At 66.0% G+C, this 20,331-nt stretch carries 15 protein-coding genes; 8 read left to right on the top strand and 7 right to left on the bottom strand.

The window, feature by feature from the left end; translation table 11 throughout:
- The first annotated feature begins 385 nt into the window (after positions 1-385).
- From Q1L59_RS06710 to Q1L59_RS06740, 7 genes are read left to right on the top strand one after another with little or no spacing between them, the layout of a single operon-like run.
- Complete coding sequence (locus Q1L59_RS06710) at positions 386-1,096, top strand: cobalamin-dependent protein (RefSeq protein WP_300329821.1); 711 nt, start codon at positions 386-388, stop codon at positions 1,094-1,096.
- Positions 1,089-2,111 carry a uroporphyrinogen decarboxylase family protein gene (locus Q1L59_RS06715; RefSeq protein WP_300329824.1) on the top strand — a complete coding sequence of 341 codons (1,023 nt, stop codon included), beginning with the start codon at positions 1,089-1,091 and terminating at the stop codon, positions 2,109-2,111. The genes Q1L59_RS06710 and Q1L59_RS06715 overlap by 8 nt, the downstream gene beginning before the upstream one ends.
- Positions 2,111-2,722: a DUF1638 domain-containing protein gene (locus Q1L59_RS06720; RefSeq protein ID WP_300329827.1), complete on the top strand. Its 612-nt coding sequence runs from the start codon at positions 2,111-2,113 to the stop codon at positions 2,720-2,722. The genes Q1L59_RS06715 and Q1L59_RS06720 overlap by 1 nt, the downstream gene beginning before the upstream one ends.
- Before the next feature lie 11 nt (positions 2,723-2,733).
- Positions 2,734-5,172, top strand: a complete 2,439-nt coding sequence (locus Q1L59_RS06725; protein WP_300329830.1) for an ATP-binding protein — start codon at positions 2,734-2,736, stop codon at positions 5,170-5,172.
- Between the two features lie 10 nt (positions 5,173-5,182).
- A complete protein-coding gene (locus Q1L59_RS06730) occupies positions 5,183-7,678 on the top strand; it encodes an ATP-binding protein (protein WP_300329833.1) in 2,496 nt (831 codons plus the stop codon).
- 57 nt (positions 7,679-7,735) lie between these two features.
- Positions 7,736-9,766, top strand: coding sequence for an ATP-binding protein (locus Q1L59_RS06735; RefSeq protein WP_300329836.1), 2,031 nt, complete (start codon positions 7,736-7,738; stop codon positions 9,764-9,766).
- A 3-nt stretch (positions 9,767-9,769) separates the two neighbouring features.
- Entirely contained in the window at positions 9,770-12,445 is a 2,676-nt protein-coding gene (locus Q1L59_RS06740) for an MASE3 domain-containing protein (RefSeq protein WP_300329839.1), read from the top strand.
- Between the two features lie 43 nt (positions 12,446-12,488).
- Here Q1L59_RS06740 and Q1L59_RS06745 read toward each other — a convergent pair whose 3' ends face one another.
- The 7 genes from Q1L59_RS06745 to Q1L59_RS06775 all read right to left on the bottom strand — a co-directional run bounded on the left by Q1L59_RS06745 (position 12,489) and on the right by Q1L59_RS06775 (position 19,342).
- Positions 12,489-13,760: an ABC transporter permease gene (locus tag Q1L59_RS06745; RefSeq protein WP_300329841.1), complete on the bottom strand. Its 1,272-nt coding sequence runs from the start codon at positions 13,758-13,760 to the stop codon at positions 12,489-12,491.
- Entirely contained in the window at positions 13,757-14,455 is a 699-nt protein-coding gene (locus tag Q1L59_RS06750; RefSeq protein WP_300329844.1) for an ABC transporter ATP-binding protein, read from the bottom strand. The genes Q1L59_RS06745 and Q1L59_RS06750 overlap by 4 nt, the downstream gene beginning before the upstream one ends.
- 10 nt (positions 14,456-14,465) lie before the next feature.
- Positions 14,466-14,957 carry a DUF2796 domain-containing protein gene (locus Q1L59_RS06755; protein ID WP_300329847.1) on the bottom strand — a complete coding sequence of 164 codons (492 nt, stop codon included), beginning with the start codon at positions 14,955-14,957 and terminating at the stop codon, positions 14,466-14,468.
- A 16-nt stretch (positions 14,958-14,973) separates the two neighbouring features.
- Positions 14,974-15,762 (bottom strand): ZIP family metal transporter, encoded by a 789-nt coding sequence (locus tag Q1L59_RS06760; RefSeq protein WP_300329849.1) that lies wholly within the window; start codon positions 15,760-15,762, stop codon positions 14,974-14,976.
- Positions 15,763-15,909: 147 nt separating this feature from the next.
- Positions 15,910-17,940: a Cache 3/Cache 2 fusion domain-containing protein gene (locus Q1L59_RS06765; RefSeq protein ID WP_300329852.1), complete on the bottom strand. Its 2,031-nt coding sequence runs from the start codon at positions 17,938-17,940 to the stop codon at positions 15,910-15,912.
- A 238-nt stretch (positions 17,941-18,178) separates the two neighbouring features.
- A complete protein-coding gene (locus Q1L59_RS06770; RefSeq protein WP_300329855.1) occupies positions 18,179-18,820 on the bottom strand; it encodes an NAD(P)H-binding protein in 642 nt (213 codons plus the stop codon).
- An 18-nt stretch (positions 18,821-18,838) separates the two neighbouring features.
- Positions 18,839-19,342, bottom strand: a complete 504-nt coding sequence (locus Q1L59_RS06775; protein WP_300329860.1) for a luciferase family protein — start codon at positions 19,340-19,342, stop codon at positions 18,839-18,841.
- Positions 19,343-19,455: 113 nt separating this feature from the next.
- Between Q1L59_RS06775 and Q1L59_RS06780 the strand changes: the two genes are divergently transcribed.
- The coding region (locus tag Q1L59_RS06780) for a LysR family transcriptional regulator (protein WP_300329863.1) at positions 19,456-20,331 on the top strand (876 nt) is incomplete at its 3' end.

Consider the following 20,331-nt stretch of genomic DNA (forward strand, 5'->3'; position numbering starts at 1 on the left):
CCCTGCTTCGCCTCGCTCCAGCCGCCACGCACGCAGCCCGATCGCCGCGCTCTGCGCACCTTCTCCCGGGCTCTCTACGCAAGCTGGCGCAGCGCCCGAATATCGCCTCAAGTTGTCCACGATTCCTGCCGTTGTGTTAGTTGGGGCGGGAAAGGCGGCCAGCAGGAATCGTTCTCGCCACAGAAACCCGACCGCGGAGCCACCGACGGCGACGAGCGAAGCGATGCTGCACCGACCCGAGCGATACCGAGCACTCCTCGGCTGCCAGGCCAAACCTTGCAGCGCCCAATACTGGCGGCCCTTCGACGACAAGCGGATCGCCAAGGTAGCAGCGCTACCGCCTTCCGGCCTGGCCCGTCCGCCTGAGCCTGAGTGAGATCAAGACATGCCGCGAGATACAAGCAAGCAAACCGAGCCAGCGCTGACCGACGTTCGACAGTCGCTGGTCGCCCTGATCAAGCAGGCCGACCGAGCGGGCGCAAACGCGCTGCTCGATGCCTGGGCCGCTCGCCACGGCTACGAAGAAGTGTTCAAAGTGCTGCTCGAACCGGCACTGATCGGCATCGGCGAGTCGATCACCGGCGAAAAGCATACGCTGGCGCAGGCCTACGTTGCGGCCAAGGTCGCCGAGGATATGCTCACCCGAGCGGTGAATCAGCCGGGAGCGAACGCCTATGCCGAGCCGGAGAAAGGCCCGGTCGTCCTCGGTAACGCTGAGGGCGACTTTCACGCGCTCGGCCGCCGGATGGTGGCAACGATGCTGCGCTCCAAGGGGTGGCTCGTGCACGATCTCGGCAACGATGTGCCGCCGGAGGAATTCGTCGACCAGGCGCTGGCGACCGGCGCGCGCGTCATTGGCGTCTCGGCGATGACGATGACCACAGCCCAGGGCATCCGCGCCTTGCGCCAGGAACTCGACACGCGAGGTCTGACCGGCCGGATGCAACTGGCGGTCGGTGGCGCCGTTTTCCTGGTCATGCCGGGCCTGGTTGAAGAGGTCGGCGGTGATGGTACGGCAAGCAACATGTTTGCCGCTCCGGGCCTGTTCGAGCGGCTTTGGCAAGCCTCGCTGCAGGCGGAGACCATCCATGCATAGCGCTGCCCGGTTCAACAACCTGCTGCATGACCAGCCGACCGATAGGCGCGTGTTTACGCTGGTCCTCAGCCTCTACGGCGCGCGCCTGACGGCTTGCCCCTTGGACCAGCACTACACCGACCCAGTCGCCTACGCGCGCGGCCAGTCGGCTGTGCGCGAAACCTTCCAGCCTGATGTCCTTTTCGCGCCAGTGTCCGTTGCCCTGATCGGGGCAGCTTTTGGCGGCAAGCTGCGCTACCTGAAGAGCAACGCGCCGACGATTGCCCAACCGGCGATCGAGTCGGCCGGCGACTGGCAAAACCTGCATATTCCCGACCCCGAGCAGCAGCCGCATCTGGTTTTCGTGCGCGAAGCGCTGCGCCGCATGGTCGCCGAACACCGCGATCAGGTGCCGGTCGCTGCCCTGTTTCTGACGCCGGTCGACATACCTATGCTGGTCATGGGCATGGACGCCTGGATGGACGCCGTGCTCTTCGACCGCCAGGCCGCGCGGCGCATTGCACGCGGCCTGATTCCGTTTTTCGTCAGCGTGGCGAACGGTTATTTCGACGACGGTGCGGCCTACCTGGTGCTGCCGTGTGCGTTTGCCTCGCCGAGCATCGTACCGCGGACGATCGTCGAGCAGTTTTCGCGCCCGATCATGGCCGAGGCGCTGGCGCAACTGCGCGGGCCGGTGGCGCTGCACCACCTCGACCCCCCATTGCTGCCGCACCTCGACCTGCTCGCCGACCTGCCGGCGGTCGGCGGCTTCAGCCTCGCTTCCGCCGACAACCTGAGCCAGGCGCGCGCGCTGCTTGGCCGCCGGCCGATCCTGCTCGGCGGACCCGAGGTCCGCTTGCTGCGCCAGGGAAGCACAGGCGAGGTCGAAGCGGCTTGCCGCGCGGTTCTGGAAGATCGGCGTGACGACCCGCGCTTCATCCTGTGCAATTCGGGGGCTGACCTCTGGCTCGACACACCGCCGGAAAACATTCACGCCGTACGGCGCGCCGTCGAGTCCTGGGCGAGCGAACGCTGATGACACCTTCGCCTGAAAGTCCGGTCGTCCTCGTCACCTGCTCGGTGTTTCGCGCCGAGGTCACCCACTTGTGGAAGACGTGTTGGCCACATCTGAAGGTCCCCTTTCAAAGCTCGATGCTGCACATGAACCCGGTCAAGCTCGGTTGCCGGCTGGAAATGGTCGTCGACAACGAACTGCGCCAAGGTCGTCGAGTGGTTCTCGTCTACGGGGAATGCTTTCCCGGAATGGGCGAGCTGGAATCCCGGCCGGGTGTCGCGCGTACGCGCGGCGGCAACTGTGCCGAAATGGTTCTCGGGCACAAGGAGTACGTGCGGCTGTTGCGCGCCGGCGCGTTCTTCCTGCTCCCCGAATGGGCGGCACAGGGTGATCGCTACTTCCGGCGCGACCTGGGTTTGAATCGCGACAACGCGACCAGCCTGATGCGCGACTCGCACAACACCTTGCTCTACCTCGATACGGGCGTTGCGCCGATTCCCGAGCAGGGACTGCAGGCGGTCTCCCGCCACTGCGGCCTGCCGTGGGAAATCCTGCCGGTCTCGCTCGATCGTTTGCGCGCGGTCATCGAGGACGCGCTGCAGCGGCTCGGCCCCTTGGCGGCACCCGACTAGTGGATACCACCATGCGCGACCCGGCGTTGCCCGTGATGACCATGGACATCCTGAGCAACGTTCTCGAGCGGGCAGATCACCCGAGCGACCTGAGCGCCTGTCTGGCCGAAGAAATTCGCGCCCTGACCGGCGTGCGCTGTGTCGTCTTCGTGCAGTACGACGATGCGCTGGCGACTGGCGGCGACCGCTTGATCAGCGTCAACCCGCAGCGCCGCCAGCGCTGGGCGGCGTCGGCCGGTTTTCGTCGCCTGTGCGCGATCACGCGCGAATTGCCGGCGATTTGCACCTGGTCGCCGGATGAGGCTTCGGAAGTGGCCGAGATTCTGCGCGACGAGGGATTCGGCCTGTCGATGGCGATACCGTTGAGTGTCGGCGTTCATCGGGTCGGCGTGATGCTCTTGCTCGGCTTCCCCGACGACGCCAAGCTGGCGTCCACGACCAAGCTGCTCGACACGCTGTCCTCAGTTCTCGCGCTGGTACTACGCAACGCTTTCCTCTACGAACAACAGGAACAGATCATCCGCGAACGCACCGCCGAGCTGCGCCGGATGAACGAGCAGTTGCGCACCGAGCTGACCGAACGTGAACGCCTGGAAGTGGAATTGCGGCAGAGCGAGGAACGCCTCAAGCTGGCGACCGAATCGGGCCGTCTGGCCATCTGGGACTGGGATGTGAGCACCAATGCGATGCTTTGGGACGAGCGCATGCTCGAGCTGTACGGCATCAGCCGGGAGGCTTTCACCAATGACGTGAGTACCTGGGAACGCAGCCTGCACCCGGACGATCGCGAACGAGCATACCGCGAGTGTCAGGCGGCGCTGCAAGGCGAGCGGGATTTCAACACCGAGTTCCGCATCCTGCGCCCGGACGGCACGCTGCGTTGGGTCAAGGCAGATGCCCTGGTCCTGCGTGACGTCGCCGGCAACGCACTACGCATGACCGGCCTGAATCGCGACATCACTGCCGCCAAACACGCCGAGGCCGAACTGAGCACCTACCGGGTTCACCTGGAGGAACTGGTCTCGGCACGTACGGTAGAACTGCTCACGGCCAAAGAAGATGCGGAAGCGGCGAACCGGGCAAAAAGCACGTTCCTCGCCAACATGAGCCACGAGCTGCGCACACCGCTCAACGCCATCCTCGGCTTTTCCGCGCTGCTGCGTCAGGACCCCGGGCTCAGCGAACACATGCGGGAGTATCTGGACATCATCAAGCGCAGCGGCGAACACCTGCTTGGGCTGATCAACGATGTTCTCGACATGGCCAAGATCGAGGCCGGACGCATCGAGTTGGTCAAGCTCCCGCTCGATCTGGCGGCGACGGTGGATGAGGTGGTGAACATGATGCGCCAGCGCGCGCCGGAGAAGAGCCTGACGCTCAAGCTGGAGCGCTCGCCGCATGTCGCGCGCTACATCTGGGGCGATCAGACGCGGCTGCGCCAGGTCCTGGTCAACCTGCTGGGCAACGCGGTCAAGTTCACCGCAGCGGGCGAGGTCACCCTGCGTCTGACCGCGACGTCCAACGCCAACGCGCCCCGCCTCCTGATCGAGGTGGAAGACACCGGTCCAGGCATCGCAGCGAACGACCAGGCGAAGGTCTTCGACCCGTTCGTTCAGGCAGGCCCGGCGTCCGACCAGAAAGGCACCGGACTGGGTCTGGCGATCACCCGCCAGCTCGTCGAGTTGATGGGGGGGCGGCTCGGGATGAGCAGCCAGATTGGAGAAGGCAGCCGCTTCTGGATCGATCTGCCGATCGAGGTCGCGACGGCCGGCGACGTGTCCGGCGCGCAGGATACGGGCGACGAGCTGCTCACCCTGGCACCGGGCCAACCCGAGTGGCGAATTCTGGTCGTCGAGGATCAGCCGGAGAACAACCTGCTGCTCAGCCGCCTGCTGGAAGACGCCGGCTTGCGCGTGCGTCGAGCGACGAACGGTGCGGAAGGAGTCGAATGCTTCCAGCAATGGCGACCGCACTTCGTCTGGATGGACCAGCGCATGCCCGTGATGAACGGCCTGGAGGCCAGCCGGCACATCCGGGCGCTGGAAGGCGGCGCCGCGGTGAAGATCGTTGCGCTCACCGCCTCGGTGTTCTCCGAACAGCGCAGTGAAATGCTCGCCGCGGGGATGGACGATATCCTGCACAAGCCGCTGCGGCTGGCCGAGATTTTCGGCTGCCTGCAACGTCACCTGGGTGCGCGCTTCATCCGCCGTCCCGGTGCGCGTCCGCTGCCTGCCCCAGCGCCAGGCGTGCTGAATAACGCCGCACTGGCGGCGCTACCCGAAGAACTGCGTAGTGAGTTGGCCAAGGCCCTGCTGACGCTTGACACGACGCGAATCAGTGAGCTGATCGGGCAAATCGCCGAATGCGATCCCGCACTGGGCAAGGCGCTGCGCGGCCACGCCGACAATTTCGACTTCGAGCCGATCGAGCGTGCCTTGGGCGACGCGTGAGGACGCTCTGGTGATCGACAACCAACTGGCGACGGGAACGCGCGCCATTCGCTGGCCGGTCGTACTGACCCGACCGGAAGCCTGGCGTGGCCGCCTGACCCGGCCCGACGATCCATGGCGCACGCTCCTGATTGTCGCCGGCGTCAGCCTCGCGTACTGGGCGATATCGTGGCTGAACTGGGCGCTGTTCAAGCGTGGCGGGGTTCTCCCGATGCCGATCTGGCCGGCCGCCGGCTTTGCCGTGGCAGCCGCCTACCGTCTCGGCTGGCGAGCGGTACCTGGCCTCTACCTGGGCACGCTGTGGGCCAACGCGCTCACCCTGGGCTCCGGCTGGAATCTGGCGGCGATCATCGGGATCCTGAATGCGCTGGCGCCGTGGTTGGCCGTTCGCCTCGTCCAACGATGGACCGGAAAGCGAGACCCCTTCGACAGCATTCGCAACTTCGCGCTTTTCGTCGCGTTTGCGGTGCTCCTTCACCCAGCGCTCACGGCCACCGGTGGCATCGGCGGCCGGCTGCTCCTCGGCGACATCCCGGCGAGTGCCTTCCTCGATCGCTGGGAGAGTTGGTGGCTCGGGCACGCGAGCGGCACCATCCTGTTCGCGCCCATCCTGCTCCTGTGGACCGCGCAGCGCGCTGCTGACGAGCACGGTTCGGCGGCGCGGGAATACTGGCTGGTGTCCGCGTTGACCCTCGCCACGGCAACCGGGCTCTTCTCCTACGGCAAGGCTTTTGCCTTTGGCCTGCCCTATCTGCTGATCATCCCGATGGCCTGGGTCGCCATTCGTCACACGATGCTGCAGACGATGAGCCTCAACATCGCCGTGGTCCTCGCCGGCTTCGGCGCGCTCCTCTGGCCGTCGGCGGGAACCGCTGGCGCTTCGCTGGCAGCGATGTTCCCCTTTCGCACGATGGCGGTCGCCTATAGCTCGATCCTTCTCGTGCTGGCGATCATGCGCAAACTCCAGTTGGCCACTGAAGACGAGCTGCAGGCGCAAGCCGACGAGTTAGCGGCGCAAGCCGAAGAGCTGGCTGCGCACCGGCGCCAGCTCGAGCACCGGGTGGCCGAGCGCACGCTGCAGTTGGCGCACGCCAAGGAAGCCGCCGAAGCCGCCAACCGCGCGAAGAGTGCCTTCCTGGCCAACGTCAGCCACGAGCTGCGCACGCCGCTCAACGCCATCCTCGGCTTCTCGGCGCTGCTCCAGCGCGACGCCGTCCGCAACGGCCACGACGCGCGTCACCTGGAGATCATCCATCGCAACGGCCAGCACCTGCTGGCGCTGATCAGCGATGTGCTCGACATGGCCAAGACCGAAGTTGGCCGCGTGCAGTTGGCGATCACCGCCTTCGACTTGGACGCCATGACCGACGATCTGCTCGGCCTGATCCGCGAGCAGGCGCTGCGCAAGGGCCTGGATATCAGGATCGAGCGCTCGGCGCGCCTGCAACGCTACCTGCGTGGCGACGAAGCCCGCCTACGGCAAGTGCTGCTCAACCTGCTCGGTAACGCCGTCAAGTTCACCCAGCGGGGAAGCGTTACCTTGCGCCTGGACACGCCCATGCAAGGGAGCGCTGCCCGGCTGTGCGTCGAAGTCGAAGACACGGGCTGTGGTATCGCCCTGGACGATCAAGCACGCGTCTTCGAAGCCTTCGTCCAGGCGGGCGCCAGCAGCGACCGCCAGGGAACCGGGCTGGGGCTGGCGATCACTCGCCAGTTGGTCGAATTGATGGGCGGACAGATCGGCGTCAGCAGCCGGCTCGAGCGCGGTAGCCGCTTCTGGTTTGAAATTCCGCTCGAGCTCGCCGCGCCATCCGAACACGAAGCGTCCACCGTGCCCGGCGGCGAAGTGCTCGGACTGGCGCCCGGGCAGCCGGCGTGGCGGATCCTGATCATCGAGGACGAGCCGGACAACAGCCTGCTGCTCAACCGGCTGCTCACCGACGCCGGGCTGCAGGTCAGCAGCGCGCGCAACGGCGCCGAAGGCGTCGCGTGCTTCCAACGCTGGCAACCGCATTTCATCTGGATGGACCAGCGCATGCCGGTGGTCGACGGATTGCAGGCCACCCGTCGCATTCGCGCACTGCCCGGCGGCACAGCGGTGAAGATCGTCGCCCTCACTGCGTCGGTCGTTGCCGAGCAACGCGGTGAAATGCTCGCCGCCGGAATCGACGACATCCTCGACAAGCCGTTTCGCCCGGAGCAACTCTTCGCCTGCCTGGAACGTCTTCTCGGCATCCGCTTCGTCCGCCGCGAAGGAGCGCGTACTGATCCGCCTACGCTGGCGGCAGCCTCTGCGCCCGCCCTGGCCGCACAGCCTGAGGAGCTGCGCCGCCAACTGGCCGAGGCATTGCTGGTGCTCGATACGGAGCGCATCGACGCACTGATCGAGCGTTTCGCCGCGCGCGACCCGCTCCTCGGACAAGTCCTGCGCCAACACGCCGGGAACTTCGAGTTCGAAGCGATCATGCAACTACTCACCCCCGCCGAAGAAGGCGTGCCACAATGAAGCCGCGCGGCACCCACCCGCAGCTTTGCGTGCAGTACAACGCCCAGGGAGTAGACCATGCCGCTGTTTCGTGAACTGACCGACCTGAACAAGCTGCGCGAGCTGATGGCCGCGTTCTACCAGGCGTTCCGAATTCCCCACTCGATCTCGGACGCCGATGGCGAATGGCTGGTAACCGAAGGCTGGGAAGACTGCTGCACGCGCTTCTTCCGGGTCAATCCGGAGTCGGAAGCGATCTGTCGGCGCAGCGATTCGCGCATCGTCAGCATGCTGACGCCAAACGTGCATACCTGCAACACCTGCGACCACGGTCTCGAACACGTCGGTGCGCAGATCGTGGTTGACGGCGAGCACGTCGCCACGTTCTGGCTTGGCCAGTTCTTCTACGCGCCACCCGACATGGATTTCTATCGCGACTACGGTGCACGCTTCGGCTTCCCGGAAAGCGAGTTTCTCGCCGCAATCAAGCACTGCAAAGTCACCAACCGCGAAAACATCGATCGCTTGATGGATTATTTCATCAAGTTCTGCGAGTTCCTGGCCGAGGCGGGTATCCAGCATCACCAGGTGCGGAGCAAGGAGGCTGAGATCCGCCAGATCAACGCCAATCTCGAGCAGACGGTGATCAACCGAACGCGCGAGCTGGAGAACGCCAAGAACACCGCGGAATCCGCCAACCGGGCGAAATCGGTCTTCCTGGCCAACATGAGTCACGAGTTGCGCACGCCTTTGAACGCCATTCTCGGCTTTACCGCGCTGATGCAGCGGGATGCCGTTCTGAGCGGGCGCGACGGCGAGCACCTCGACATCGTCAACCGCAGCGGCACGCACCTGCTGGGACTGGTCAACGATGTGCTCGACATGGCGAAGATCGAAGCTGGCCGCATCCAGTTGCAGATGGCAAGCTTCGATCTCGGAACGATGGTAGACGATCTGGTCAGCATGATGGAGCAGCGTGCCCGCGAAAAGGGCTTGGAGCTGCGCCTGGAGCGCCCGGCAAGCGTTGTACAGCATATCCGCGGCGACGAAACGAGGCTGCGACAGATCCTGGTCAACCTGCTCGGCAACGCCGTCAAGTACACCCAGACCGGCAGCGTGACGCTGCGCTTCGACCCTCTACCCGAGGCGAACGAGCCGCGCCTGCGGATCGAGGTGGAGGATACGGGCCCCGGCATCGCGCCGGAGGATCAGGCGCGGATTTTCGAACCTTTTGTCCAGGCCGGTCCGGCCGACGCACAGAAAGGGACGGGGCTGGGGCTGGCCATCACGCGCCAGTTGGTCGAACTGATGGGTGGACGGATCGAGCTGAGCAGCCAACCTGGCCAGGGAAGCCGCTTCTCGTTCGAGTTGCCGGTCGAGTTGCCTGGCGAGCCGGAAGAAAGCGAGCTGGCCAACGCGGCGGCCGCTGCGGGCGAAGTGCTCCGCCTGGCCCCCGGTCAACCCGATTGGCGCATTCTGATCGTCGAGGATCAGGCGGAGAACCGCTTGCTGCTAACTCGTCTGCTGGAGGATGCCGGCTTCCAGGTGCGCGCGGCAACGAACGGCGCCGAGGGCGTCCAAAGTCAACAGCAATGGCAACCGCACTTCATCTGGATGGACTGGCGCATGCCGGTGATGGACGGCCTGGAGGCGACGCGGCGCATCCGGGCGCTCCCCGGTGGCGAAGCGACGCGGATTGTCGCGCTGACCGCCTCGGTCTTTGCCGATCAGCGTAGCGCGCTGATCGCCGCGGGCATGGACGATGTGATCCATAAGCCGTTTCGGCCGCAGCAGATCTTCGCCTGTATGGAGCACCTGCTCGGCGCTCGCTTCCTGCACCGGCCAAGCAAGCCGGTTGCCGACGCCGTGACGCTCTCCCAGGAACACCGCGCTGCCCCGCCAGCAACGCTGCCCGCAGCCCTGCGCGGCGAACTGGCCGACGCCTTGCTGGCGCTCGACGCCGAGCGCATCGCCCGGCTGATCGGCCAGGTGGCGGAGCGCGACGCAGCCCTCGGCGAAGCTTTCTACCGCCATGCCAGGATCTTCGACTACCTGTCGATCGAGCGCGCGCTGGCCGATCTCGCGCGCAACGACGCGACCGCCGGCTGAGCAATGGATACGCTGAAACTGATCTTGCGCCAAGGCATCGGTCACGCGCGCGCCAGAGCCGACGCCGGAAGAACGGCGGCCGCCCCGCTGGCTTGCCTCGCGCTGCTCGCCGCCGTCGCCGGCGCACTCTTCGCAAGCAGTCTGTTCAGTTACCTGCTCTTTCATGCGCTGGTCGAACTCGCCACCATCTCCATCGCGTGCACGCTCTTCATCCTGACCTGGAACTCGCGCCAGTATCTTGCCAATGGCTACCTGCGGCTGCTTGGCATCGGCTACGGCGCAATCGCCGTGATCGACCTGATGCATACGCTGACTTTCAAGGGCATGAGCATCATCCCCGGCGCTGGCGCCAACCTGCCGACGCAATTGTGGATCGCCGCGCGCTACCTGCAGGCGATTACCCTGGTCGCCGCACCGCTGTGCATCGAACGCCCGATCAACGACCGCTTGGTCGTCGTTGGCTACGCGGTGGCCGTCAGCGCACTGGTCGCGGCGATCCTCGGCGGGCAATTCCCGGACTGCTACATCGAGGGGAAAGGGCTGACCGATTTCAAGATCGGCAGCGAATATCTGATCACCGCGCTGCTGCTCGTCGCGATGTACTTGCTCCAGCGCGCACGCAGGCATTTCAACGACAGCGTCTTCTGGCTGATCTCCTGCTCGGTCGCCTGCACCATCGTTTCGGAAATCTGCTTCACCGCGTACGTCAGTGTCTACGGGCCGGCCAACATGATCGGTCACTACGCCAAGCTGGCCGCCTTTTACCTGATCTACCGCGCAGTCCTGGTGACCGGTTTCATACATCCCTTTCAGCTCATCTTTCGCGACCTCAAGCAGAGCGAAGACGCACTGCGCGAGTCAAACAAGACGCTGGAAGAAACGGCGCACGCGCGCATCGATGAATTGCTCGCGCGCGAAGCGCGTTATCGCTCGGTGATCGGCAACGCCCCGGTGGTCATCCATCAGGTCGACCGCAACGGGACCTTCACGATGAGTGAGGGCAAAGGCCTGGCGGCGCTGAATCTGGTGCCGGGTGAGGTGGTCGGCCAGTCGATCTTCGAGCGCTATCGCGCCTACCCGGACTTTTGTGCGAGTGTACGCCAAGCGATGCTGGGCAAGCGACGGTCGGCCAACGCGCTGATCGATGGAATCCATTTCGAGATCTATTTCAGCCTGGTGCCGGGCACGGACGACGCCCCAGAGCTGCTTGCCGTCGCCATCGACGTCAGCGAGCGCAAGCGAATGGAATTGGCTTTGCACGAGAAAGAAGCGGCGGAAACCGCCAACCGTGCGAAGAGCGTATTCCTGTCCAGCGTCAGCCACGAGCTGCGCACGCCGCTCAACGCCATCCTTGGCTTTGCGGATCTGCTACGGCACGATGCCGGTATCAGCAGCGCTCAGCGCGAGCAGCTCGAGGTCATCCACCACAGCGGCGCACACCTCTTGCGACTGATCAACGACATCCTCGATATTTCGCGCATCGAAGCGGGCCGCGTACAGTTGCCGAGAGCGCCCTTCGATCTGACTGCGCTGGTCGACAGCCTGCTCGCGGCGAACAGCCCGGCCGCCTGCGCGAAGGGGCTGCAGCTCAACCTCGAGCGCTCACCCGAGGTACCGCGCTACGTCTGGGGCGCCGAAACCCGGCTGCGCCAGGCACTCGGCAAGCTACTGGACAACGCGATCAAGTACACCAGTCAGGGCAGCGTCACGCTGCGCCTGAGCGCCAGCCCAAACCCTGTCGGCAGCCAATTGCGGATCGCGGTCGAGGACACCGGCGCGGGTATCGCGGCCGACGATCAGACGCTGGTGTTCGACGCTTTCGTGCAGGCCGGCGCCAATTCCAGTCAGCAAGGAACCGGGCTGGGGCTGGCGATCACCCGCAAACTGGTTGAGCTGATGGGCGGCCAGATCGGCGTCGTCAGTCAGCCTGGGCAAGGCAGTTGTTTCGTAATCGACCTGCCGGTCGAGCTCGCCGACCCGTCGGACGTGAACGGCGCGCCAGACAACACGACGGAAGTGCTTGGTCTGGCGCCGGCGCAACCCGACTGGCGAATCCTGGTTTACGCCGAACAGCCGGAGACCGACCTGTCGCTCGTCCGCCTGCTGCAGGAAGCGGGATTCGAGGTCCACGCAACGGCCGACAGCAGTGAGGTTATTCAACACTTCCAGAAATGGCAACCGCACCTGATCTGGCTCGACCGTGTGCAGCCGCTGCCCGAGGGGCTGGCCGCCATCCGGGAAATCCGCGCCTTGGCTGGCGGAGCGCAGGTCAAGATCGTCGCCCTGGCGAACTCGGCGCTCGCCGGACAGCGCACGCAGATGCTCGCCGCCGGAATCGACGAGGTGCTGCACCGGCCGTTCCGGCCCGACGAAATCTTTGCCTGCCTGGAGCGTCTGCTCGACGCCCGCTTCCTGCGCTGGCAAGCGGAACCCGTTGCCGCAACGAGCGCGCGCCCCGACCGCGCGGCGTTGGCGGCGCTGCCCGAAGCCCTGCGGCACGATTTCGCCGACGCGTTGCTGCGCCTCGACAGCGAGCGCATCGGCGCCCTGATCAGGCAGATCGGCGAGCACGACGCGGCGCTTGGCCGGATCCTGCGCAGCCACGCCGACAATTTCGACTTCGCCTGGATCGAGACTGCCCTGCACGATGCGGGCGCCACCCCGCCGCTGGCCGACTAGCACCCGCGACCACGGCACACGAACGACCTCGCCTGCGCTCGCTTCAGTGCCGCGGCGTCAGACCGTCAGCGAGCGACATGCGCCAGGCGCGCCAGCCGGGAACCAAGCTGGCGACCAGACCGGTCAGCAGGATCGCGGCGAGCAGGACGATTTCGTTCGCTGAAGGCGGGCGCGCCCCGAGCACGACGCCGAAGTGCGCCTGCACCAGCGGCGCAGCCGCAGCGATCGTGGCCGCCAGCAGCACGCAGCCGACGAGCACACCAAGCGAAGTGACCAGCAGGCCCTCGATCAGGAGCATGCAAAAAATCTCGCGCGGTCCGGCGCCGAGCGCGCGCAGGATCGCCAGCTCGCGGCGTCGCTGGTCAAGACTGGCGAGCATCGTCGCCGTCAGCCCGGCCAAGCCAACGAGAACGACGAGCGCGCAGAGGGCGAACAGAATCTGCTCGACGACGACGAGCGTCTGCCAGAGCTCGTCCAGCGCCACGCCAGGCAAGACCGCGAGCAGCGCTTCGCCGGCAAAGGCGTTGATCTGGCGCTGCAGGCTGAAGACGCTGGCCCGGTTGTGCAGGCCGATCAGCGCGGCAGTGATTTCCTTCGGCTGCAGATCGAATTTGCGCACCAAGCCGGCTGGAATCTGCAGACCGGGCAGCGGCGCACCGCCGGCCCAGTCGAGATGGATGGCGGTCATCGCCGGCAGGCTGACATGGACTGACCGGTCGGTCGGCGTGCCTGTGGCGGCGAGCACGCCGACGACGACAAAAGGCTTGTCCGCGTGCTCCGGCCCGAGTTCGCCGCTGCCGTGCGCGATGAGCAGACGATCGCCGACGCGATGCCCGAGTTGGCGCGCCACCTCGCTGCCGATCACCGCCTCGAAGACCGCGTCAGCATCGCCCGCGAAGGGACGACCAGCGGCGAAGGCGAGCGGCTTTCGATCGGCGTAACGAACACGTTCGAAATACGCCGGGCTCGTCCCGATAACCGGGAAGCCGCGATGCGAATCGCCCAGCACGAGCGGCACTGACCAGGCAACTGCCGGATTCTGCGCGATCGCCTGATAGCTTTCCCAGCGGATATTGTTGCTCGCGCTACCCGAGTGGAAGACGGCGTAGAGGATCAACTGGACGCTGCCGGTGCGCGCGCCAAGCACCAGATCGACGCCGGAAATCGACTGGGTGAAGCTGGCGCGCGCATCCTGGCGCACGCGTTCGACGGCGAGCAGCAGCGCGGCGGCGAGCGCGATCGCGGCGAGCGTGATGCCGAGCGTCAGGCGGCGTGCCCAAGCGCTCTTCAGGGCGAGCACGAGAATCGCCTTCATGCTGCACTTCCGTCCGCCGCGCGATTGATTTCAGTGAGCGCGAGCACACGGTCGAAATGTGCGGCGAGACGCGCGTCGTGGCTGACGAAGAGCAGCGTCGCCCCGGCAGCTCCCGCCTCGCCCAGCAGCAGGTCGATGAACGCCTGCTGACGCGGCGCGTCGAGCGCTGACGTGGGCTCGTCGGCGATGAGCAACTCGGGCCGGCCGATCAGTGCCCGCGCCGCGGCGACACGCTGCTGCTGGCCGACGGAGAGTTCGCCGGCCGGCTGGTGCCACAGTTCGCGCGCCAGGTCGAGCGCGCTGAGCAGGCGCGCCGCCTCGGCCACCGGATCGCCGGCACGCCGTTTGCGACGGGCCGAAAAGGTGCACGGGAGCAGCACGTTGTCGCAGGCGGAAAGCCAGGGCAGCAGGTTGAACTGCTGGAAGATGAAGCCGATGTGGTCGGCCCGGAAGGCATCGCGTGCGCGGCCGCCGAGGGCAGTGATCGCGGCGCCGAACAGGGTGACGCGACCGCGCTCGGGCAGCGCGACGCCGCCGAGTACACCGAGCAGGCTGCTCTTGCCCGAACCCGAAGGTCCATGCAGAAAGACGCGCTCGCCGGTCGCCACGCTGAGCCCTGGAATGTCCAGACAGGCGGCGCGCTGGCGCGGCCAGCGATAGACCAGATCGTGGATGACGAGCGCCTCGGCCGACATGCCGGCAGACTCACCAGGTCAGCGACGGCCGATTCGGCGTCAAGCGCATGGCGCCCTGCCCGCTCGGTCCGACGCGCCGGCTGGCCAGGCGATAGAGGCGCTTGAAGTCCTTGAAGAGCGTCGTCTCGACGCTCTTCAGCGCGGCCGGATCGGCGCAGCGGAAGACGTAACTGGCGACGATATCGACGTGCTCGCCCGCCGCCGGCGCCTTGCCGTCCAGGTAAGGCAGGCTGATATCCTTGGCCTGCAGCGCGCAGCGCGCAGCCGCGTTCGGTGCGCAGGGCAGCGCGTGGAGCGCCCGGCCGGCGCTCGCCAGGGCCGCCCTCTCCGCCTCGTTGCGCGGCGCTCGCTCGAAACCGACGGCGGCATCGAGCGGCAGCTCCAGGCTCAGCGTGAGCTGGTCCCGATCGATGACCACATCGAGGCGACCTTCGCCATGCACGTGCTGGGCGCAGACAGGCAACGCGAGGAAAAGAACGGCAATGGCCAAGACAGTTTTCATCGTTGCTCTCCGCGGATCAATGCGCATGCCCGCTGCCGAGCAGCATCACGCCGATCCCGGCGGCAAGCAGCAGGCCATGCCAGAAGATGCCCTGCTGCTCACGTTTCAGGCGCGGCATCAGGTCGGCGATCGCAATATAGACAAAGCTGGCGGCGGCCAGCGTGATGATATACGGCACCCAGGTCTGGGCCTCCTCGAGCGCCAGGAAACCGACGACACCGCCAAGCAGCGAGGCCAGGCTGGACACCCCGTTCCAGAACAGCGCTCGTCCGCGTTGCCAGCCAGCGGCAAGCAGGATCGCGAAATCGCCGGCTTCCTGCGGCACCTCGTGCGCCACCACGGCCAGCGTCGCCGCCCAGCCCAGCATCGGGTCGGCGAGAAACGCAGCGGCAATCAACAGGCCGTCGGTGAGGTTGTGGAAGCCGTCGCCAACCAGGATGCCCACCGCCTCACCACCGTGCAGGTGATGATGATCGTGCGTATGGTTTTCGCAGGACGGGCTGCCGGCGTGACTGTCGTTGCCGTGGGCATGGCGCCAGATGGCGAATTTCTCAAGCGCGAAGAAGCCGAGGATGCCGGCGAGCAGGACGGGAAAGACCTCATGCGGCGTCAACCCCAGTTCGAGTGCCTCCGGCAGCAGATGCAGCATCGCGGTGGCGAGCAGGACACCGATCGAAAAGCTGACGGCATAGGTGAGCCAGCGCCGCGGCAGTCCGAACAGGACGAGCGCTGCCGCCAACAGGCTGAGCACGCCGCCGAGCAGGCAGGCGAGCAGGATCTGGGCGAGCACCGGCAAGGAAGTCATGGGCGCGGATTGGAGCACAAGCGCTGGCCAAATGCAACATGGTTGCAAACACACAGTGACCCACCGTCGAGCTTGCGCGCTCACTGCGCGTCGCGCCCGCCGGCCACTGGCACGCGCCGGCTTGCCCAGCGATCCGGCGGGAGTTGCTCAGGTCTGGAAACGCCCCACCTGCTGGTGCAGGGCGTCAGCCAGGGCAAGCATCGCTTGCGCCTCGTGCCGATTGCTCTGCGCGATGGTCGTGTTGCTGCCTATCATCTGCGAGATGCCGTCGACCTGACGCGAGAACTCGGCGCTGACCTTTGCCTGCTCGCCGGTCGCCACGGCGATCTCCTGGGCGACTGAGGTGGCGTTCCGATTCCCCTCGTCGACCGCCTGCAGCAACTCGCCGACGCGCTTCAGGCGCACCATCCCGTCGCCCATCAGCCCGCGCAACTCCTGCATGTCGCTGGAGGCGCTGGCGGTATCGCTGACGATCGCACCAATCCGGGCGGCAATCTCCTGCGTCGCCTGGGTGGTGCGCTCGGCCAACTTGCGCACCTCATCCGCAACGACCGCGAAACCGCGCCCCTGCTCGCCGGCGCGCGCCGCTTCGATCGCCGCGTTGAGCGCCAGCAGATTGGTCTGGTCGGCAATGCCCCTGATCACGTCGACGATGCCCGCGATTTCGCCGGACTTGTCACCCAGCTCGACCAGTTGGGCAGCACTACCGTTCAAACGCTCGGCAAGCGCTGCGATGCCCTCGATCGTTGCGCCCACCTCCTGGCGACCGTTTTCCGAAACGGCGCGCGCCTCCTCGACGATGCGCGCCGAGGAAGCTGCGTTTTCCGCCACCTGATCGATGCTGCTCGACAGATTTTCGACTGCGTTGGCCATCGCCACCGCCGCCCGGTTCTGCTTCTCGGACGCCTCCGCCAGCGAGCCGGCAGACGATTCGAGCGCGCCGGCGCCGGCCGTGACCTTGGCCGCCGAATCGCCGATCGAGCGGATCAAACTGGCAATCGATCCGAGCGTTGCGTTCACCGTGCGCGCGAGAACGTCGATCTCGTTGCGGCTGGCCGTTTCGCCCTCCGGCAGCCGGATCGCCATGTTGCCCAGTTCGGCTTCGCGCAAGCCGGCAAGCACCTGCGCCATCGGCCGCATGCGCGCGCGAACCGCAAAAAAGACGGCGAGCAGCGTAAGAATGCCGCAAGCGAGCAGCAAAACCACCAGGACATCGCGCAGGTCGTTGGCGTCGGCGACGAACTCTTCGCGCGGCGCCGTCGCACCAAGCACCCAGTCCCACTTGCTGGAGTAAATCAGGACCATCGCCTTTTCCTGCAGCTTGCCGTCGTCGGTCGGCCACGCGTACGACATCCGTCCTTCCTTCAGTTTCAGCGCTTGGCGCAGCACCGCCCGCGCGGGCTCGGAGAGTTCGCTGTCGAGCTTTCCTTCGTGCATAGGGTGGAGGACGAAACGCGTCGCATCCGAGCCAGATTCAGCGACCAGACCGAAAACGTAACCTGTCTGTGCCACCTTGATCCTCGCCAGCTGCTGGCGCAAGGCTTTCAGGCCGGAGTTGTCGAGTGTGGTGCGCGTCGCCAGCGCGCCGACGACCTGACCGGCGCCATCCTTCAGCGGCGCGTAGGCAACCATCGCATACTTGCCGTCGCGCAAGGCCAGATCGACTGCCCGCTCACCGGCGAGCAGCCTCTGCCGCAGGTCGACGCGGGCCACCTTGAGCAACGGCTTGCCGATCAGACCGGCGTTCGGCTTGCCTCCGAGATGCGCCGCAACATAAACGAAATCGTCGCCCCGGCGCGCCAGCACGGCGCTGTCGACGCCGGTCACGGCGTAGAACTCGCGGCAGCGTGCGCACTCGTCATTCAGCACCTCGTCCGCCAGGCGCAGGGTGGGAACGCTCTTGTCCGGTTCCTGACTGACGCTTGCTGCGCCGGAAAAAAGCTTGCTCAGATGCTCGATCGAACGCTCGCTGCGTGTGTATTCGTTGTCGTAGGCGAGATCGAGCATGACGCGAACGATCTCGACCTGACGCGCCAGGCTTTCGTTGGCGGCCTCCAGCGCGTGCTCGGACATCCGCCAGTGAACCGCCAGAGCAAGCAGGCCGGAGACGGTAGCGATGACCACAGCGGAGAGCACGGCAATTTGCGTAGAAAGCGTCTGGGCGCGGAGTGTTTTCATCGTCGTTCTCGGCCGGGATCAAGCACACGCAAGACGGCGTGCCGAGTACGCTTTGCGCTCGCAGCATGCCCTCACGTCAACTACTGTTGGTAATCTTTACGACACGCGACGCGGGATCTTGAGCTTGCCGAGCTCGGCCGACCGCGCCAATGTCTTTGCCCGCTCCGCACCGGAACGCCGGAAACCGCCGCCTGCGCCGTACGTCGTGGCCGGCTGCTGGCGAGCTCCGGGTGCGCCCTCAGCGCGCCGAAAGCGCCGGCTTGCGATGCAGAAAACTCGGCTGTTCCGCCTGCTCGACCATGAAGCGCGCCACCGCCAGGCGGCTCACACTGCCCACTTTCATCCCGTGCTGGTAGTCCGCCTGCACGCGCGCCGGGCCGGGCGGATCGCCATTGGTGAGCAAGCCGGGGCGCACCAGCATCCAATTCAACGAGCTGCGTTCGAGCATCGCCTCCAGTTCGCTCTTATTGGCATAAACGGCCTGCAGGAAGAGGCGAAAGAAGAGGCGCGCCAACGGCCCCTGGCAGGCCGCACTGTCACCCGCGCCGAAACCGGTCAGTACGATCAGCGGAATCTGCCCAAGGGCGGACTGCAGTTGCAGCAAGGCGCGGCCAAAGTCGGTATAAAGCTGCGTCGGTTTGCGGTCCATGCCGGTCCCCAGCGTGACGAGCAGCGCGTCGGCGCCCTCGCTCGCGCGCCGAAGATCCGCCAGATCGGTCGCGCTTCCCCGTAGCGCGCGCAGGTTCGGGTGTTCGGGCAGGCGGTTGACCGACCGCGAGAGCGTCGTCACCCGATGGCCGCGCTCCAGCGCGATCCGGCTGCAGAGCAGGCCGACGCCGGCGGAAGCCCCGATGATGCTGATTGCCTTGTCCTTGCTCATGCTCGTTCGCCCGTCCCGCTAGTTCGCGTTCAGCCGGCCGCAGGCCCAGGCGTGCGAAATCGCCAGCAGCAGCTTGGCCGACTCCAGCTCGCCCGTGTCGCGCGGCGCGTAGATGAAGACCGCGCCCTCTGGCCCGGTGCCGCGGACGGCAAATGGATGGCGGATCACCCACCCTCTGTCGATGGCCAGGCTGCGAAACGGTTCGGGCAGCATCGCGTGCATGCTGCCGATCGGCGGGTTGTGGATATGTGCGAACTCGCGTCCAACCAGGAAGGCCGTGCGATCGGCGGGCACGCCGTCCGCCAGGTTGAGCGCGCGCGAACCATCAGGGGCAATCTGCGTCGGACGCTCGACGACATCGGGCAGCGCGAAAGCATACGCCGCCAGTTGGTCGATCACCCGCCAGTCGGACGGAAACTGATCCAGTTGTTCCTGGGGGATGTTCGCGCTCATGCGTGCCGGCGAACCCGCTCGTGGGGCAATCGCTTTCAGCACAGCGAGGTAGTTTTCGGGACTCATCATGTCGACCTCTGGAAGGAATTGAGCGGGCGTGGCAAGAGGCCGCGCCGACATGGAAATCATACCGATCGGCGTCTACAATCCAAGCTCGATTGATGCAACTCAGCATTCCACGCATGCACGAAACCCGCTTTGGACTGGACGACATTGCCCTCTTTGTCGAGGTGGCAAGCACGCAGAGCTTTGCGCGCGCCGCCGCACGGCTGGAACTGCCACCGTCCACGCTGTCGCGCCGGGTTGCCGCAATGGAAAGGCGGCTAGGCGTCCGCCTGTTGCAACGCACGACGCGCAGCGTCACGCTGACGCCGCTCGCCAAACCCTACTTCGCTGCCTGCCTCGATGTGCTGGCGGCCGCCGAGCGCGCGCGGGCGACGATCGAAAACAGCAAGGAGAAACCCGGCCGCATCCGCATCTCGATGCCAGTCGACCTGGGAGTCGAAGTCCTCGGCCCGATCATTGCGTCCTACGCTGCCCAGCGGCCCGGCCTGGGTATCGACTTTGACCTCTCGTCGAGCGCTGCCGACCTGCTGCGCGACCCGGTGGACCTCGTTTTCCGCATCGGCAGGACACTCGACGATCGCGTCGTCGCGCGCAAGATCGGCAGCATCGCGAGCGGCATCTATGCTTCGCCCGCGTTCATTGCAGGCAGCGTACCGATCCGGCAGGCGAGCCAACTCGAGCAGGTTGCCTGCCTCAACCTGCAAACGGCGAATGGTCCTATGGCGTGGTCGATCGGCGCACAGCGCTGGCCAGCCGCGCCCGGGCCGAGCGGAATATCCGCCAACAGCGTCGGCCTGCTGCGTACGCTGGCCGAACGTGGACTCGGCGTTGCGCTGTTGCCGCGCCACCTTGCCGTACGCAGCACAAACAAGGGCAGATTTCCGGATCTCGAAGGAAACCCGGATGGCACGTTAGACCAGCGCAAAGGTCATTCTGGCTCCGGTTTCCGGATGTGGGAATTCCTGCTGGGTGAGTTCGTCGAGGAGGGCGGC

The organism is Accumulibacter sp. (assembly GCF_029255125.1).
In the GTDB taxonomy this organism is placed as follows: Bacteria; Pseudomonadota; Gammaproteobacteria; order Burkholderiales; family Rhodocyclaceae; genus Accumulibacter.

Excerpts from the sequence above, each read along its gene's own strand:
- Q1L59_RS06710 (WP_300329821.1), top strand. The coding sequence starts at position 386 with ATGCCGCGAGATACAAGCAAGCAAACCGAGCCAGCGCTGACCGACGTT.
- Q1L59_RS06715 (WP_300329824.1), top strand. The coding sequence starts at position 1,089 with ATGCATAGCGCTGCCCGGTTCAACAACCTGCTGCATGACCAGCCGACC.
- Q1L59_RS06720 (WP_300329827.1), top strand. The coding sequence starts at position 2,111 with ATGACACCTTCGCCTGAAAGTCCGGTCGTCCTCGTCACCTGCTCGGTG.
- Q1L59_RS06725 (WP_300329830.1), top strand. The coding sequence starts at position 2,734 with ATGCGCGACCCGGCGTTGCCCGTGATGACCATGGACATCCTGAGCAAC.
- Q1L59_RS06735 (WP_300329836.1), top strand. The coding sequence starts at position 7,736 with ATGCCGCTGTTTCGTGAACTGACCGACCTGAACAAGCTGCGCGAGCTG.
- Q1L59_RS06740 (WP_300329839.1), top strand. The coding sequence starts at position 9,770 with ATGGATACGCTGAAACTGATCTTGCGCCAAGGCATCGGTCACGCGCGC.
- Q1L59_RS06745 (WP_300329841.1), bottom strand. The coding sequence starts at position 13,760 with ATGAAGGCGATTCTCGTGCTCGCCCTGAAGAGCGCTTGGGCACGCCGC.
- Q1L59_RS06750 (WP_300329844.1), bottom strand. The coding sequence starts at position 14,455 with ATGTCGGCCGAGGCGCTCGTCATCCACGATCTGGTCTATCGCTGGCCG.
- Q1L59_RS06755 (WP_300329847.1), bottom strand. The coding sequence starts at position 14,957 with ATGAAAACTGTCTTGGCCATTGCCGTTCTTTTCCTCGCGTTGCCTGTC.
- Q1L59_RS06760 (WP_300329849.1), bottom strand. The coding sequence starts at position 15,762 with ATGACTTCCTTGCCGGTGCTCGCCCAGATCCTGCTCGCCTGCCTGCTC.
- Q1L59_RS06765 (WP_300329852.1), bottom strand. The coding sequence starts at position 17,940 with ATGAAAACACTCCGCGCCCAGACGCTTTCTACGCAAATTGCCGTGCTC.
- Q1L59_RS06770 (WP_300329855.1), bottom strand. The coding sequence starts at position 18,820 with ATGAGCAAGGACAAGGCAATCAGCATCATCGGGGCTTCCGCCGGCGTC.
- Q1L59_RS06775 (WP_300329860.1), bottom strand. The coding sequence starts at position 19,342 with ATGATGAGTCCCGAAAACTACCTCGCTGTGCTGAAAGCGATTGCCCCA.